The sequence below is a fragment of the Vibrio sp. 10N.237.312.B06 genome, assembly GCF_041464685.1.
GTDB lineage: Bacteria > Pseudomonadota > Gammaproteobacteria > Enterobacterales > Vibrionaceae > Vibrio > Vibrio tasmaniensis_A.
This window is the reverse complement of record NZ_JBFSPI010000103.1, coordinates 1-17,093: the sequence shown is the minus strand read 5'-3', so window position 1 is coordinate 17,093 and position 17,093 is coordinate 1. Positions and strand designations below refer to the sequence as shown.

The 17,093-nt window shown below is 46.0% G+C and carries 15 protein-coding genes; 6 read left to right on the top strand and 9 right to left on the bottom strand.

Annotated elements, in window-relative coordinates:
* Positions 1–358: 358 nt before the first annotated feature.
* From fre to trxA, 6 genes are all read right to left on the bottom strand, one after another.
* Entirely contained in the window at positions 359–1,072 is a 714-nt protein-coding gene (gene fre, locus AB6C75_RS20495; RefSeq protein WP_009848201.1) for an NAD(P)H-flavin reductase, read from the bottom strand.
* Between the two features lie 20 nt (positions 1,073–1,092).
* A complete protein-coding gene (locus AB6C75_RS20490; RefSeq protein ID WP_102249494.1) occupies positions 1,093–1,362 on the bottom strand; it encodes a 2Fe-2S iron-sulfur cluster-binding protein in 270 nt (89 codons plus the stop codon).
* A complete protein-coding gene (ubiD, locus tag AB6C75_RS20485) occupies positions 1,359–3,200 on the bottom strand; it encodes a 4-hydroxy-3-polyprenylbenzoate decarboxylase (RefSeq protein ID WP_372108973.1) in 1,842 nt (613 codons plus the stop codon). The genes AB6C75_RS20490 and ubiD overlap by 4 nt, the downstream gene beginning before the upstream one ends.
* Before the next feature lie 98 nt (positions 3,201–3,298).
* Positions 3,299–4,294, bottom strand: a complete 996-nt coding sequence (locus AB6C75_RS20480; RefSeq protein WP_135383122.1) for a hypothetical protein — start codon at positions 4,292–4,294, stop codon at positions 3,299–3,301.
* Positions 4,295–4,404: 110 nt separating this feature from the next.
* Positions 4,405–5,664: a transcription termination factor Rho gene (rho, locus tag AB6C75_RS20475; RefSeq protein ID WP_009848197.1), complete on the bottom strand. Its 1,260-nt coding sequence runs from the start codon at positions 5,662–5,664 to the stop codon at positions 4,405–4,407.
* Between the two features lie 199 nt (positions 5,665–5,863).
* Positions 5,864–6,190, bottom strand: coding sequence for a thioredoxin TrxA (gene trxA, locus AB6C75_RS20470; protein ID WP_009848196.1), 327 nt, complete (start codon positions 6,188–6,190; stop codon positions 5,864–5,866).
* Positions 6,191–6,301: 111 nt separating this feature from the next.
* On the opposite strand from trxA, the gene rhlB reads away from it, so the two are divergent.
* Both rhlB and gppA read left to right on the top strand, forming a co-directional pair.
* Complete coding sequence (rhlB, locus tag AB6C75_RS20465) at positions 6,302–7,612, top strand: ATP-dependent RNA helicase RhlB (RefSeq protein WP_372108971.1); 1,311 nt, start codon at positions 6,302–6,304, stop codon at positions 7,610–7,612.
* 6 nt (positions 7,613–7,618) lie between these two features.
* Positions 7,619–9,112 (top strand): guanosine-5'-triphosphate,3'-diphosphate diphosphatase, encoded by a 1,494-nt coding sequence (gene gppA, locus AB6C75_RS20460; protein ID WP_372108969.1) that lies wholly within the window; start codon positions 7,619–7,621, stop codon positions 9,110–9,112.
* Positions 9,113–9,213: 101 nt separating this feature from the next.
* Here the strand turns inward: gppA and AB6C75_RS20455 are convergent, their stop codons facing one another.
* The 3 genes from AB6C75_RS20455 to recQ all read right to left on the bottom strand — a co-directional run bounded on the left by AB6C75_RS20455 (position 9,214) and on the right by recQ (position 12,347).
* Entirely contained in the window at positions 9,214–9,885 is a 672-nt protein-coding gene (locus AB6C75_RS20455) for a 7-cyano-7-deazaguanine/7-aminomethyl-7-deazaguanine transporter (RefSeq protein WP_372108968.1), read from the bottom strand.
* 245 nt (positions 9,886–10,130) lie between these two features.
* Complete coding sequence (locus tag AB6C75_RS20450) at positions 10,131–10,442, bottom strand: DUF3630 family protein (protein WP_009848192.1); 312 nt, start codon at positions 10,440–10,442, stop codon at positions 10,131–10,133.
* A gap of 66 nt (positions 10,443–10,508) precedes the next feature.
* Positions 10,509–12,347: an ATP-dependent DNA helicase RecQ gene (recQ, locus tag AB6C75_RS20445; RefSeq protein ID WP_065606632.1), complete on the bottom strand. Its 1,839-nt coding sequence runs from the start codon at positions 12,345–12,347 to the stop codon at positions 10,509–10,511.
* 179 nt (positions 12,348–12,526) lie between these two features.
* On the opposite strand from recQ, the gene rarD reads away from it, so the two are divergent.
* From rarD to ggt, 4 genes are all read left to right on the top strand, one after another.
* A complete protein-coding gene (gene rarD / locus AB6C75_RS20440) occupies positions 12,527–13,435 on the top strand; it encodes an EamA family transporter RarD (protein WP_372108965.1) in 909 nt (302 codons plus the stop codon).
* Between the two features lie 86 nt (positions 13,436–13,521).
* A complete protein-coding gene (locus tag AB6C75_RS20435) occupies positions 13,522–14,316 on the top strand; it encodes an AraC family transcriptional regulator (RefSeq protein WP_372108963.1) in 795 nt (264 codons plus the stop codon).
* A 99-nt stretch (positions 14,317–14,415) separates the two neighbouring features.
* Positions 14,416–15,078, top strand: coding sequence for a LysE family translocator (locus AB6C75_RS20430; protein WP_372108976.1), 663 nt, complete (start codon positions 14,416–14,418; stop codon positions 15,076–15,078).
* A gap of 91 nt (positions 15,079–15,169) precedes the next feature.
* Positions 15,170–16,927 carry a gamma-glutamyltransferase gene (ggt, locus tag AB6C75_RS20425; RefSeq protein WP_372108961.1) on the top strand — a complete coding sequence of 586 codons (1,758 nt, stop codon included), beginning with the start codon at positions 15,170–15,172 and terminating at the stop codon, positions 16,925–16,927.
* The last annotated feature ends 166 nt before the right edge of the window (positions 16,928–17,093 follow it).

The following is a 17,093-nucleotide window of genomic DNA, read 5'->3' as shown; positions in this document are numbered from 1 at the left end:
ATATTCATCAACGAGTGCCCACACAGATTGATAGGTTTAAATTGTTAAAGAGCTTCACTTGTTGAGCGTTCCTTTTAAGTAAGGAGCCTCTCAAAGTGGACGGCCATTCTAGCGAATTAACATTCAGTGTCAAACACTTTTTGAAAATTAATTTTTGTCGCTTTCCGTCTGACTGATTCTTGCTGAAGCCTTGTGGCGCCTGCCGTCTCAGTGGTGTCGCATTATAGGGAACCCTCTCAGCTTAGCAACTACTTTTTCATGAAAAATGAATAAACAAAGCTTAAGTGCTTAATAGTTCACCTAAACGGAAAAAAGAGAGCATTTCTGCTCTCTTTTTGCTCTAAATCTGAAAGAAATCTTAGATAAACGCGTAAGCATCTGCGTACATATGGTCACGCTTTGCTTCTTTATTCTGAGTAAACAAGTCTCTTGCAGCACCTGCCATTTCGAAACGGCCCGCAATGTAGATATCAAAATCAGCTAATGATTCGAAACTTTGCGTGATTGCTTCAAGTACGTTACCCGTTTGACCGTGCCAAACTTCAGGTGCTTCTTCTACTACTGGTACAAAATGCACATTGCTGTGTTTTGCTGCAATGTCGACAAGCTCTTCTTTCGCGTACAGCTGGCACTCATCTTTTGCGCCCCAGTATAGATGAATCTCTTTTTTACTGTTCTGCGCGATGCAGTGATCGAGAATAGAGCGCACGTAGCTGAAGCCAGTACCACCAGCAATTAGTAACAGAGGACGATCGCTTTCTTCTTTAACCCACGCATCACCGTGCGGAGCATCAATAGCTATGTCGCCATCTTCCGCTTGCGCTTTCTTCATTGCCTCAACAACTTCTGAAGCGTAAGCATTGTGCTCAGCTGCACCAATGTGTAACTCAAGCTCGCCTTCATGACGACAAGGGCTGCTTGCAATCGAAAATGGACGCTTGTCTTTTTCACCCATTTCAACCATCAAGTATTGGCCCGCTTTAAAAGCTACCGGTGTTTCTGGGTGAAGTAGGATTTGGTAAGTGTTACAAGCCAAAGGCTCGATAGATTTCACTTTACATTTAATAGTCATGTTCTTCCTCTCACTAACCCTTAATCGGCAAAGGTTAGAACTAAATTACTTTCTGCAAATGCTTGGCAAGCAAAAATCCAACCTTGTAACTGCTCTTTCTCTGTGAGCATGGGTTCAAGGTGGTAACTCACTTTGCCTTCTAATTTTTTGCACATACACATAGCGCATGCACCAACTTGGCAGCGGTTTGGAAAATTGATATTGCTGTTGAGCGCAGCATCCAAAACCGTTTGCCCTTTTTCTACGGTAAAACTGATATTTTCTGGGTATAAGATTACTTGGAAGCTCATGAGATTCCTAGTTGTTCCCAAATGCTATCAATCTTTTTAACGACGTCTGGGTTCTTAGTGATTGGAACACCCCACTCACGCAGGCATTCACCTTCAAACTTGTTCGTCGCATCTAGACCCATTTTTGAGTGTCCAGTTTGGTTTTTCAGGAAGAACGTATCTCTTGCCGGATCCATTCTTGTGGTCACCGCCCAGATAATGTCATTCCAGTCACTGACGTTAACGTCACTATCACATACGATGACAAACTTGTTCTCATCAAACTGAGACCAAACCGCTTCAATGATTTTCTTACCGTTACCTGCAGCTTGCTTATCGATAGACACAACGACCATGCACGCATTGTCATTCTGCAAATGAATATCAATAATTTCAGGGAAGGTTTCGGCTAGCTCAGCTAGGCAACCTTCAATATGCTGACTGTCTATAGGTAAAGGTTTAGCATTAGGCGATAGTGCCAGCTCCGCATCCCACTTCTTAGTAATGTCTAAACCCATTTTTGAGCCTAAACCTACTACTGGCGATGCAAAGTCTAGTGAATCGATAGGTGTGTTCTCTATCATCAGGCTATCACGAGACGGATCCATATGTTCACACATAGCAGCAGTCACTTGAGACCAATCACGCGCGTTAACATCCTCATCGCATACCAAGACAAATTTTGTGTACATGAATTGGCGTAGGAAAGACCATACACCCATCATCACTCGCTTAGCGTGACCTGGGTATTGCTTCTTCATGGTCACGACCGCCATTCGGTACGAACAACCTTCAGGTGGCAAGTAGAAGTCTTCTATCTCTGGGAATTGCTTTTGAAGAATAGGAACAAACACTTCATTTAACGCAACACCTAATACCGCGGGCTCATCAGGTGGACGGCCAGTATAGGTACTGTGATAGATCGGATTCTCTCGCATGGTTACATGAGTAATAGTAAACACATGATGCTTTTCTTTCTCGTTGTAGTAACCAGTATGGTCTCCGTATGGCCCTTCGTCTGCGAACTCATTCGGGTCGATGTAACCTTCCATTACGATTTCAGCACTCGCTGGCACTTCTAGGTCGTTACTGATTGATTTAACGACCTCAGTTTTACTGCCACGCAACAAGCCGGCAAACGCGTATTCCGATAAGGTATCTGGAACGGGTGTAACGGCACCAAGAATCGTGGCAGGATCGGCACCAAACGCTACCGAGACAGGGAATGGCTTGCCTGGGTTGGTTTCCATCCAATCACGTAGATCAAGCGCTCCACCACGGTGGGCCAACCAACGCATGATGATTTTATTCTTGCCGATCTTCTGTTGACGATAGATACCTAAGTTTTGGCGTTTCTTGTTTGGACCACGAGTAACCGTTAAACCCCACGTTAGCAACGGCGCGACATCGTCCGCCCAACAGCTCATCACCGGAATTTTATCTAGGTCGACGTCATCACCCTGCCATACGATTTGTTGACAGGCCGCCTTACGAAGACGCTTAGCTGGCATGTTTAAGACCTGCTTAAATACAGGCAGCTTATCGATAGCGTCTTTAAAGCCTTTTGGTGGCTCAGGTTCTTTTAAGTAAGCAAGCAGCTTGCCTACTTCGCGCAACTCTTTGACCTCTTGACGCCCCATACCAATGGCTACGCGATCAGGCGTACCGAATAGATTGGTCAAAACAGGCATGTCATAACCTACGGGGTTTTCAAATAAAAGAGCCGGGCCACCAGCACGTAGAGTACGGTCGCTAATCTCGGTCATTTCATAGTCTGGGTCGACGGGGTGAGGAATGCGTTTCAACTGACCAATGCTTTCAAGATGGTCGACAAAATCACGTAAATCTTTAAAACTCATAGGGCTTCTACATGCTGATTATTCTGCGCTCAGTATATCAAAAAGGGTGACGCTGAGATCCCCCTTTTTAGTGTGGTTATTGAGAGGCAAAATCCACTTTACGGTAATGCTTGCTCGATCAAAGAGCTCTTCACCTGAGGGTTATCATTCACAAGATCTTGCAACCAGCGCGTGTGACCTTGTTTGGCTAATTCACGGGCGACTAATGGCGCTTCATCGGCAATCGCCATCCTAGAGACAAGGAACTGCTTCACCTCTTCTGATAGCGGGTTCACCTTGGTAAGCAAAGTAATCGCTTCATCTTTCAAACGAGGATTCTTAGTCGCTGCCATTACCTGTTCCAACGCGAACGTTTGTTTAGTTTTAGCAAGTCGCTCTAACTCTGCTTGGCTATGATAATCAGCCTTCATTCGCCATAGAATCTTATAGACCTCAGGGTCTTCGCTCACTTGCGCTAATCGAACTACCACCTCGGTAGAGGGTAACCAGCTAACAATAGAAGATGCGGTGAGTTGCTTAGTCAGATAGTCAACCGCTTCAGGAGACAAACTGTCTAGCTCTCGAATTAGTAGCGCTTCTCGCGCTTGAACTTGATACTCAGGCCCTGACAACCACTCATTAAGGTTAAGTTCCTGCTTTTCTGCATCCAGTACAAACACCAGTGTCTTCTGGTCTTGGTGCCATTGTTTGATCAGTCGATTAGCAATCGAAGGGTAATTAAAAGCAGGTACCGTAAACTCGTAGCCATCCCCACGCTCTAATACTTGGTAGGTCGGCGTGATAGCGAGTTGCTGTTCTATGAAAATAGACATCTTAGGGGTGAGAACGATCTCTTGCTGTTCGATCTTCTTCAAGAGCCGGTAACGAGCCACCTCTTGCTGGGGAAATGTCAGACGCTCAAGCGAAAAGCGCAGCGAATTGACTTCGTCACGCACGACAAGCTCGAGTAATTCAGCAGTTTTCAGTTTTACTTGATCATTCTCAAGCCAAGACTCTACTGTAAGTGGAGACATCTCGGTGGCATAACTCATACCAACCGGTGAAAGTAACAGTGAAGTAGACAGGAGTAATGATGACAACAGTCCATGTTGCATTTTAACTTCCTCGTAACACTTTTGCCCATTCTGCAAGCTGTCGCTACAAAATGCAAATAAAAAGCGCCACCCGAAGGCAGCGCTTTTTAATAACTATAAGCTAATCAATACTACTGACGACGCATTGCGTCAAAGAACTCATCGTTCGTTTTAGTCATTGCTAGCTTGTCGATAAGGAATTCCATCGCATCGATTTCGCCCATTGGGTGAACAATCTTACGCAGAATCCACATCTTCTGTAGTTCATCGTTCTTGGTAAGAAGCTCTTCACGACGAGTACCAGATCGGTTGAAATCAATCGCTGGGAATACGCGTTTTTCAGCAATCTTACGGTTAAGGTGCAGTTCCATGTTACCTGTACCTTTGAATTCTTCGTAGATAACTTCATCCATCTTAGAACCAGTATCAACCAGTGCTGTTGCGATGATAGTTAAGCTACCGCCTTCTTCTACGTTACGTGCCGCACCGAAGAAACGCTTTGGACGATGTAGAGCATTCGCATCAACACCACCAGTAAGAACTTTACCTGATGAAGGAATCACAGTGTTGTAAGCACGAGCTAGACGAGTAATTGAATCCAGTAGGATAACCACGTCTTTCTTGTGTTCAACAAGACGCTTCGCCTTCTCGATTACCATTTCTGCTACTTGTACGTGGCGAGATGCTGGTTCATCAAACGTCGATGCGATTACTTCGCCTTTAACTAGGCGCTGCATTTCTGTTACTTCTTCTGGACGCTCATCGATAAGTAGAACCATTAGTTCACACTCAGGATGGTTACGGGCAATGCTTTGAGCAATATTTTGCAGAAGCATTGTCTTACCCGCTTTTGGCGGAGCAACAATCAGACCACGCTGACCTTTACCGATTGGAGAAGCAAGGTCAAGAATACGAGCTGTGATATCTTCAGTTGCACCATTACCCGCTTCCATCACCATACGTTCGTTGGCGTGAAGAGGAGTAAGGTTTTCGAAAAGAATCTTGTTACGAGCGTTATCTGGTTTATCGTAGTTAACCGTATTTACTTTAAGCAGAGCAAAGTAACGTTCGCCATCTTTAGGTGGACGGATTTTACCGCCAATAGAGTCACCTGTACGAAGGTTAAAACGACGAATCTGGCTCGGTGATACATAAATATCATCAGGACCAGCAAGGTATGAGCTGTCTGCGCTACGTAGGAAGCCAAAACCGTCTTGAAGAATTTCTAGAACACCATCACCAAAGATGTCCTCACCACTTTTTGCGTGTGCTTTAAGGATGGAGAAGATAATGTCTTGTTTTCTTAAGCGAGCTTGATTTTCAAGACCTAGGCTTTCGCTAAGTTTAACAAGTTCAGACACAGGTCTGTTCTTCAGTTCAGTAAGATTCATAGTGGTGGAAGTTTGTTTAGTCAAAATAGGGTCTGTTTTCTTAAGTTAAGAAGGATTTGGTCACAGGCTCGACCAAGAAGAGAATTTGTTCAATTAACGTGCGATAAATTAGCACTAAAACTAAGACTAGTCCATAGCTTAGAAAAAACAAAACCGCGCATTTGTTAACTGCGCGGTTTCTTTTCAAAGGCTCACCTAATTAAAGGTTAGCGTCTAGGAACTCTTTAAGTTGAGTTTTAGACAATGCACCAACTTTAGTTGCTGCTACGCCGCCATCTTTGAAAAGAAGCAGCGTTGGAATGCCACGAATACCAAATTTTGGTGGAGTTCCAGCATTTTGGTCGATATTTAATTTACCGATTGTGAGCTGACCTTCGTACTCGTTTGCGATTTCATCAAGAATCGGCGCAATCATTTTACATGGACCACACCATTCTGCCCAAAAATCAACAAGAACAGGGCCTGCAGCGTTGATTACATCGTTATCAAAACCGTCATCAGTTAGCTGCAAAATCTTATCACTCATCTTCCACTCCAATGTATTTTTTAGAACTGGTTGGATGATAACCAGTAAATAGATGCCCTATTGGAATGTATTTACTTTCGTATTGCAAGCTTAAGCTGATATTCTATAGCAATGAAAAAGACGCATATCACAGAGCAAAAGTTCGCCGACTTGGATTTACTTCCGCAAGTCATTGAAGGATTGGAGAAAAAAGGGTTCGACTATTGTACCCCTATCCAAGCCTTGGCGCTCCCGGTACTGCTCACCGGCCAAGACATTGCAGGCCAGGCCCAAACGGGTACTGGTAAAACGCTTGCGTTTCTTACTGCTACTTTTAATCACCTGCTAAAAACACCTGAGCATGAAGGCCGTAAGCCTAACCAGCCACGTGCGATTATTATGGCACCAACGCGTGAACTCGCGATTCAGATCTACAACGATGCTGACTCTCTGGTTGCAAGCACAGGTATCAAGGCAGCATTAGCTTACGGTGGCGAGAGCTACGACAAGCAGCTAGGTAAGATCGAAGAAGGCGCAGATATCTTAATTGGTACGACTGGTCGCATCATCGATTTCTACAAACAAAAGGTATTTAACCTTAACCACATTCAAGCCGTTGTTCTTGACGAAGCTGATCGCATGTTCGATCTTGGTTTCATCAAAGACATCCGCTTCTTGTTCCGTCGTATGCCTGAGCCAAAAGATCGCCTAAACATGCTGTTCTCTGCGACGCTGTCTTACCGCGTACAAGAACTTGCATTCGAACACATGCACAACCCAGAGCATGTCGTTGTTGAACCTGAGCGTAAGACTGGTCACCGTATTCAAGAAGAGCTGTTCTACCCTTCTAACGAACATAAGATGGCTCTTCTACAAACGTTAATCGAAGAAGAGTGGCCAGAGCGCGCTATCATCTTCGCTAATACTAAGCACAAATGTGAGTCTGTTTGGGGTCACCTAGCTGCAGATGGTCACCGTGTTGGCCTGCTAACTGGCGATGTTCCTCAGAAGAAACGTGAAAAGATTCTTGAGCAATTCACTAAAGGTGATGTTGACCTGCTTGTCGCAACCGACGTTGCAGCACGTGGCCTACACATTCCTCAAGTAACACACGTATTCAACTTCGACCTACCTGATGACTGTGAAGATTACGTTCACCGTATCGGCCGTACCGGTCGTGCAGGTGCAAGTGGTCACTCGATCAGCTTTGCTTGCGAAGATTACGCAATCAACTTGCCACCAATCGAAGAATACATTGAGCACGCTATCCCTGTGTCTGACTACGATGCTTCAGCACTGCTAGAAGATCTACCAGCACCATTGCGCTTACGTACACGTAACCCGCAACAACGCCGCTCAAACAACAATGGCCCACGCAACGGTAACCGTAAACCAAACCAGAACCGTCGCCCACGCCAACCGCGTCATAACAAGGAAGCTTAGTCGCTTATGAGTCAAACAGTGTCACCCCCGCTTTACGCTGCAATCGACCTCGGGTCGAACAGTTTTCATATGCTCGTTGTGCGTCATATCGATGGCAGCGTACAAACCATGGCTAAAATTAAGCGCAAAGTGCGTTTAGCTGCAGGCTTAGATGAAAATAATGCGCTTAGTACAGAAGCCATGCAGCGCGGTTGGGACTGTTTGAGTCTCTTTGCAGAGCGACTGCAAGATATTCCGAAAGAAAATATCCGCATTGTCGGTACAGCGACCCTACGTACTGCTATCAATGTGGATATATTTCTAGAGAAAGCGAACCAGATCCTTGGTTACGACATCAATGTTATCTCCGGTGAAGAAGAAGCTGCGACTATCTATAAAGGCGTAGCACACACTTCTGGTGGCAGCGGCCGCCGACTGGTTGTTGATATTGGTGGCGCAAGCACCGAGATGATCATTGGTGAAGGCTTCTCAGCGAAAGCCCTAACCAGCCTGAAGATGGGCTGTGTTACTTGGCTTGAGCGCCACTTTAAAGACCGCCAATTAACCGCAACCAACTTCAACAACGCCATTGAAGCGGCGAAGTCGACGTTGGCTCCTATCCTAGATAGCTACACAGATATCGGATGGGATGTGTGTGTGGGCGCCAGTGGCACCGTTCAAGCACTGCAAGAGATCATGTTGGCGCAAGGCATGGATGAAGTGATTACTCATGCCAAACTTAAGCGCCTACAGAAACAAGCTATGATTACTGAGCGCTTGGAAGAGCTAGAAATCGAAGGACTGACTCTTGAACGCGCATTAGTGTTCCCGAGTGGCCTTTCTATTCTTATTGCGATTTTTGAGCTGCTTGAAATAGATTCAATGACACTCGCAGGCGGTGCACTCCGTGAAGGCCTAGCTTACGAGATGGTTGATGAGCTACGCCAAGAAGATATCCGAGCACGTACCATTAAGAGCGTGCAATCACGCTACCAAATGGACGTAAGCTACGGTGAACAAGTTGCTGTAGTCGCACAAACGCTGCTAGACCAAGCAGGCGCCGAATCGTGGGTTTTAGAACCTCAAGCTGGTGTGCTATTGCAAACGGCAGCTAAGCTTCACGAGATTGGTTTAACCATCGATTTCAAAAAAGGTGGTGAGCACAGCGCTTACCTGCTGCAGAACTTAGACCTGCCTGGCTTTACTCGAGCGCAAAAGCACTACTTGGGTGAGTTAACTCGTCGCTACCGTGAGCAGTTAACTTCATTACCAGAGCAACACGCTATCTCAGGCACCAGCAGCAAGCGTATCTTACGTATTCTGCGTTTGGCTATTTTGTTGACTCACCGTCGTAATCCAGCGCTAGAGCCTGAGTTTAAGCTTGCAACCGATGGTAACAACTTGACCTTAGCGCTTTCTAAGCAATGGCTAGCAGACAACCCGCTGACCGCTGCTGAGCTAGAGATCGAGTCGAATAGACAAACCGATATTGGCTGGCCATTGAATATTAAATGCCTCTGATATTAGTATCTGACGCTAGAAATTAAAAAAGCCCAAGTTAGTAGACTAACTTGGGCTTTTTCTTATCGCTGCATTAATGCTTTGTGTTACAAATCTCAAACTTAAGCGTTCACGCCTGTCGCCTTAAAATCAGGGTTCACTGCGGTTAACTTCTTAACCACGTAATTAAGAAGCACGCCGTACATAGGCACGAACAAGCCTAGGCTGATGATAAGTTTGAATCCGTAATCGACTAAGGCAATCTCAGTCCAATGCTCAGCCATGAATGGATCTGGGCTTTGGTAGAAAGCAATCGCAAAGAACGCGATGGTATCAATGGCATTACCGAATAACGTTGAGCATGTTGGGGCTACCCACCACTGTTTAAGCTGACGTAGGCGGTTGAAAACATGCACATCCAAGATCTGGCCCAATAAATAAGCCATGAAGCTCGCCGCGGCGATACGTGCAACAAACAAGTTGAACTCACCTAGTTGGCTAAAGCCTTGGAATGAACCTTCAAAGAACACCACTGACAAGAAATAAGAAACGGCCAGCGCTGGTAGCATCACTAAGAAAATGATTTTACGGGCAAGCTGCGCGCCAAAAATGCGTACGGTCAGATCGGTCGCTAGAAAGATAAACGGGAAAGTGAAAGCACCCCAAGTGGTGTGCATACCGAAGACGGTAAAAGGTAGCTGAACCAGATAGTTGCTTGACGCAATAATCACCAAATGGAACAAAACTAATAGTGCTAGGGCTTTGCGCTGTTGCGCAGGGGTAAAGTTACTCATGCTGTACCTTTTTAGTTTGGTTTGGGGGTGAGGGAACCCAAATCGAGTCATTTCTTCGAATAATCCAAGAAAGCTCTTACCAATAATGTGAATTAAAAAATGTATCTAAAAATTGCTCTGTTGAGCGGCGGGCGATTATACATTAATCAATATTGGCTGCAACGGTGAGAACAAACGCAAACGTTTATTCTCACTTTTATTGGTGAATAGCGCTAGAAGCTGTGCTTTAGAAGCTATGCCTTAAGCTAAAAACCGCGCTTGAAAAGCGTCGCGAGATAATCGAACTCTTCTCGGCTTTCTTCAGCGTTTAGCGACTCAAACCAGATTGATTCACTGTAATGCTCAGACTTTAAGAACATTCGACAATCTTCAAAATCAATCAACCAAGAATGCATATCAGCGTCCCATTGCTTTTCAACAACAGACGCTGACAGCAATGCCACCAGCTTTTCACCTAGCACTTCATAAGAATCAAAATCAAAACTTGGAGACGTAATCAATAAACGCCCTTCCTCAGCCAAATACTCTCTTAAGCCAAATTCTGTTGGTGTTGTCATGTCCCTATCAACCTTATTCTTTTTCTATAAGCCAATCGTTTTTATAAGCTAGTCGTTTCTTGCAAGCTAGCCGTGTGTGGTGATGTGTTCTTGAATCAAATCTAAGAATGGGTCTGCGTACTTATCAAGTTTACGCTGACCAACGCCATTGACTGCCAGCATCTCACCATAAGATGTGGGTAGGATTTCGGCCATATCAATCAGTGTCGCATCACTGAATACCACGTATGGTGGCAAGCCATCTTCATCAGCAATCGACTTACGCAGCTTACGCAGTTTGGCAAACAGCTTCTTATCGTAGTTCTTACTGCTAAGTTTATCGGACTTCGCATTACGCACTGCTGTATCTAAACGAGGTACAGCCAATTCCAAAGACATCTCACCACGCAATAGCGGTCGAGCTTCTTCTGTTAACTGTAATGTCGAATTACGAGTGATGTTCTGGAACAACAAGCCTTTGTGAATTAACTGACGGAAGATACTGATCCAGTAATCGTGGCTGTGGTCACGGCCAATACCGTAGGTAGAAAGTTTATCGTGACCATTATCGCGGACACGGATGTTCTGCATACCGCGCATCACTTCCACCACATAGCCCATACCAAATGACTGATTAACGCGGTACACACAAGACAACGCCTTCTGTGCCTCTTGGGTCGCATCAAAGTGTTTTGGTGGATCTAAGCAGATATCGCAGTTGCCACATTGCTTCTCGCGATATTCGCCAAAGTAGTTCAACAGAACCTGACGACGACAGGTTTGCGCTTCGGCAAAGGCACTCATCGCGTTCAGCTTGTGCATCTCAACCTGTTTCTGTGGGCCTTCTTCTTTCTCATCCAGCATACGACGCAGCCAACCCATATCAGCAGGGTCAAACAACATCATCGCTTCAGCAGGCAAGCCATCACGACCTGCACGGCCTGTCTCTTGATAATAAGATTCGATATTACGTGGAATATCAAAGTGCACCACAAAGCGTACGTTGGGTTTATTGATGCCCATACCAAACGCCACAGTCGCCACAACGATCTGAATATCATCACGCTGGAAAGCTTCTTGAACATAAGCACGTTCGTCGGTATCCATGCCGGCATGGTAACCCGCGGCGCGAATACCGTTATTGCACAGCTTCTCGGTCACCATCTCCACTTTCTTGCGACTACCACAGTAGATGATGCCGCAATTGCCTTTCTGTGTTTCTAGGTAGCGAACCACCTGTGACACGGGCTTATGCTTCTCAACCAAGTTGTAGCGAATATTAGGGCGATCGAAGCTGCCTAAATGCGTATGCGGATCCACCAACTGCAAGCGCGAGATGATATCTTTACGCGTCGCATCATCGGCAGTTGCCGTTAGCGCCATGTAAGGTACATGTGGGAAATACTGTTTAAGCTGACCTAATGATGCATATTCAGGGCGGAAATCGTGTCCCCACTGAGAGATACAGTGCGCTTCATCGACCGCAATCATCGAAAGCGGTAAGCCTTGTAGACGCTCGATAAAGTCACGCATCAACACGCGCTCTGGCGAGACATACACCATTTTCAACTGACCTGAGTTCATACGATTAAAGACCGAGATCAGGTTCTCTCGCGGCATCGACGAGTTAATGCACTCTGCCGCGACACCGTTAGCTTTCAGCTGATCAACCTGGTCTTTCATCAACGAAATCAGCGGTGAGATAACCAGAGTCAGCCCTTCACGAACCAAAGCCGGGATTTGGTAACACAGAGATTTACCGCCACCGGTTGGCATAATCACCAAGCTGTCTTTGCCCTCAACGGCCAAATCAATGACCTCTTGCTGACCATCGCGAAAGCTTTGATAGCCGAACACATCTTGCAAGATGGTTTGCGCATCATTCGCGGGAGTTGGTATTTGCTCAGCAATCAGAGTGGCGGTCATTATGGTTCCTAATCGAGGTATGAAATCAGCAAGCATCTTCGGCAAGCAAGTCGCACATTGTAGAGGGGAACGCTGGCGAATTAAACCGCAAATTGTTAGGTGAAAAGGGTTATCGCTCCTATACTGACCAACTCTCTTATAAATCTTATTAATAAGCACTCAGTGCTAGAGAAAGATGCATGACACAGGAAGAACAACAACGTACGCGCCAGGGAGTTTTGCTTGCCGTCGGCGCCTACACCATGTGGGGGATCGCCCCTATATATTTCAAATCTTTAAGTGACGTATCCCCGTTAGAGATCCTTAGCCACCGTGTAGTATGGTCCTTTTTCCTACTCGCTTTCTTACTGCACATTGGCCGCAGCTGGCGTAAAGTCCGCGACACCCTGACCTCGAAACCAAAAATGCTCTATTTGGCGGCGACCTCTATTTTGGTGGGCGCTAACTGGCTTATTTTTATTTGGGCGGTGAATTCCAATCACATGCTTGATGCCAGCTTGGGGTATTACATCAACCCACTGATTAACGTGTTGCTCGGGATGCTCTTCCTCGGCGAACGCTTACGTAAGCTGCAATGGTTTGCAGTGGCTCTTGCTGCGATTGGCGTATTAATCCAATTAATTGCCTTCGGTTCAGTGCCGATCGTCGCCATTGCCCTAGCCTTTAGCTTCGGTTTTTATGGCTTACTGCGTAAAAAGGTGAGCTTAGAAGCGCAAACCGGTTTGTTCATTGAGACTCTGGTTATGTTGCCTCTCGCAGCAACGTACCTACTGTTTATTGCTGATAGCCCAACCTCGGACTTCTCAATGAACCCGATGCAACTCAATCTGTTACTGGTTGCTGCTGGTGTTATTACCACCATTCCACTGCTGTGCTTTACTGGCGCTGCAACACGCTTGAAGCTATCGACCCTCGGCTTCTTCCAGTACATTGGACCAAGCTTAATGTTCTTGTTAGCGGTGCTGATTTATGGCGAAGCGTTTACCAGTGACAAAGCGATTACCTTCGCCTTTATTTGGGGAGCGTTGGTGATCTTCAGCTTTGACGGTCTGCGTAACAACAGAAAGAACAAACGCGCTAAGCAGTAACACTGATCGTTTTTTACAAGACAATCCCTTAATACGAAGATAAGCTTGGTTGAATTGATGACTATTTGACCAAGCTTTTTTGTACCATGGATAAAGTCCACTACTACTCTACCCCAACAGAAGATATCAGCCTGATCCAAGCTCAGTACCAAGAGTTTGCCTTTCAGCGCCACTATCATTTGGACTTTCACATTGGCTTAATTACCCAAGGACAGCAGAAATTCGTCTATAAAGGGACGAGCCATAATGTTGGTGCTGGCCAAGTTGTTATCATGCCACCCGATGAACTGCATGATGGGCACTCCAAGCTCGATTCAGGTTATCAAGTCAGTGTGTTTGCGGTTTCTCCCCAATGGTTTCAAGATCTTGCCGATCCCAAGGAAAATGGTCACACATTAGGCTTTTCTGAGCTGATCCTCTCCGATCAAGCTGCATTTTCACAATTACGCAACTTACATGCCCTGTTAATCAATCAAAACATCAGCCAACTCGCTCAAGATTGCTTACCTTTCGAAGGATTCTCGACGATTGTCGATCGTTATGCGAAATTTGGATCGAAAAGCGACATCAAACTGGGTAATCAATCGATTGATACGCTAAAAGACTATTTGATGGCGAATTTGGATCAACCAGTGCGATTAGAACAACTGTCTGAGTTGTGTGGTTTAACCACGACTCAATTCCAACGCCATTTTAAAAACAAAATGGGCATTACGCCTTATGCATGGCTAAGCCGTTTACGCATGGAACAAAGCATGCGCCTGATTAAGTCTGGGATATGTGGTACTAAGGTTGCGCACCAAGTAGGCTTCTATGATCAGGCACACTTTTCTAAGGCTTTCAAAACCACGTTCGGTGTACCACCCTCACAAATCAACTAAGTGTTGATAATTTACAATTGCTCGATTTCAAATCACGGTAAGCTACGCTCAATACGATTACTTATTTAAAAATAGCGGCAACGTTATTGAGAACTGATGATGAACGAAGTCACCATACTGATCACCCTAGCCTCTATCCACTTCATCGCTTTGATGAGCCCCGGCCCTGACTTTGCGTTAGTCGTACAAAATGCGACGCGTCACGGACGCCAGACAGGCTTGTACATTGCGCTTGGCTTATCTTGCGGGATCTTGCTGCACTCACTGCTGAGCCTGACGGGAATCAGTTACCTAGTCCACCAGCAACCCACACTATTTGCCATTATCCAATTGGCCGGCGGTAGCTACTTACTGTACTTAGGTTACGGTGCACTTAAAGCAACCTGGCAAATCATTCAGAACCACGATGATGACGCCGACACCGTTAATTCGAAAGATCTGATTCTGACCAACAAGCGAGATGCATTTTCTAAAGGGTTTATGACCAACATTCTCAACCCAAAGGCTTTGGTGTTCTTTGTTAGTTTAATGTCGAGCTTAGTCCCTGCGGATATGTCGCTGTCAGGCAAAGGCTTTGCGCTGATCATCCTATTTGGCCTCTCACTGTTTTGGTTCTCACTGCTGGCGTGGATGCTTTCAACCAAAACACTGCAGAAGAAACTCAGCGAAGCGACCGTTTACATCGATGGCTTGTGTGGCGTGTTATTCAGCCTTATTGGCGCGAGTATTCTTTGGCAGTCACTGTCCGGTTTAATCGCTTAAATTCGAATCAAGATTACAATTCGTTAACAACGCTCTGGCTATCTCATCTTTCCACTGCCAATCTAGCTCTGCATATTAAAAGGAGAAGATCATGCAGTGGAAAACAAAACTAACAACCCTCGCCACTTCTACCCTACTTTTTGCCTCTCACGTCAGTTGGGCAAATCAAGCTGCCGATTCCGTCGCACCCGAACAAAGTAGTGGTTTAGAAACCAAACAACTCGTTAAAGCCAATGACTGGATGGTCACCGCAGCCAACCCATTAGCAACACAGGCCGGAGCTGATGTGCTTGCTCGTGGTGGTAACGCCATTGATGCGATGGTTGCCGTTCAGCTTATGCTTGGCTTAGTAGAACCTCAGTCATCAGGTATTGGTGGTGGTGCGTTCCTTGTTTATTTTGATGGCAAGGACAAGCAACTCAAAACCTACGATGGTCGTGAAACTGCACCACTTGATGCCACACCACGTCTATTCCAAGACGAAAACGGACAACCGCTTAAATTCTATGATGCAGTGGTTGGTGGTCGCTCAGTTGCGACACCGGGCACAGTGCAATTGCTGTGGGACACTCACCAGAAGTACGGAAAACTAGAGTGGGCATCACTGATTAAACCTATCGCTCAGCTAGCTGAAGAAGGTTTTATTATTAGTCCACGCTTAGCTACCTTGATTGAAAATGACCAACAGCGACTAAGCCGATTTGCCACAACTAAGGCTTACTTCTTCAATGCCGATGGCAGCCCGAAAACAGCGGGGACTCAGCTTAAGAACCCAGAGTACGCGGCAACGTTAAACGCTATCTCAAAGGATGGTGCTAAAGCCTTCTATCAGGGTGAGATCTCTGCCGACATCATTAATACTGTGCAAACTGCCAAAGGTAACCCTGGCGTATTGGCACAGAAAGATTTCGATGCGTATTCAATTAAGCAACGTGAGCCTGTTTGTTCTGCTTATGAAAGCTATCAAGTATGTGGAATGGGGCCACCAAGTTCGGGTGCATTAACGGTTGGGCAGATCTTAGCGATGACCGAGCAGTTTGACCTCAAATCATGGGGACCAAACGACGCAAAATCTTGGCAAGTGTTAGCAGACGCTTCTCGCCTAGCCTTTGCTGACCGTGGTATGTACATGGCCGATCAAGATTACGTACCGATGCCAACCCAAGGGTTAGTGAATACTGACTATTTGCAGGAACGTGCCCAGTTAATTACCGCAGGCAAGGCATTAGAAAGCGCACCATCAGGCACGCCACCGTGGGATCACGCTATGCTGCGCAGCCAAGATGTTTCTATTGAATTGCCGTCCACCAGCCACTTCAATATTGTCGATAGCGATGGCAATGTCGTGTCGATGACCACCACCATTGAGAATGCCTTTGGTTCACGCTTGATGGTGAGAGGCTTCCTACTCAATAACGAACTAACGGACTTCTCATTCAAGACCCACAACGATGGTAAGCCTATCGCTAACCGACTTGAGCCGGGTAAGCGTCCACGCTCTTCAATGGCACCCACCATCATCATGCAAGACGATAAACCTTACATGGCGATTGGCTCTCCAGGCGGTAGCCGTATCATAGGGTATGTGGCACAAGCGATCATCGCGCATACCCAATGGGACATGGATATTCAGCAAGCCATCAACCAACCACACTTCCTAAACCGCTTCGGTACCTTAGATTTGGAAAAAGGAACATCGGCGGAAAACTTCAAACCTGAGCTAGAAAAGATGGGATTTGAGGTCAACGTTCGCGATCTTAACTCGGGTTTACACGCTATTCGTCTCACAAAAGACGGCCTAGAAGGCGCTGCAGACCCTCGTCGTGAAGGTGCAGCCATTGGCCAATAGGAAATAACCCTCCCTTTTTACTCGCTGCCTTGTGCGAGATCTCTCACAAGGCAGTGAGTAAATATCGATATTTGATGACGAAATTAGTCACCTCGACATCGTAAACAATTGAAGTTAAATGACCTCCGGCGGAGCCGGAGGCTTATTGGGTGACGCCCTCTAAGGG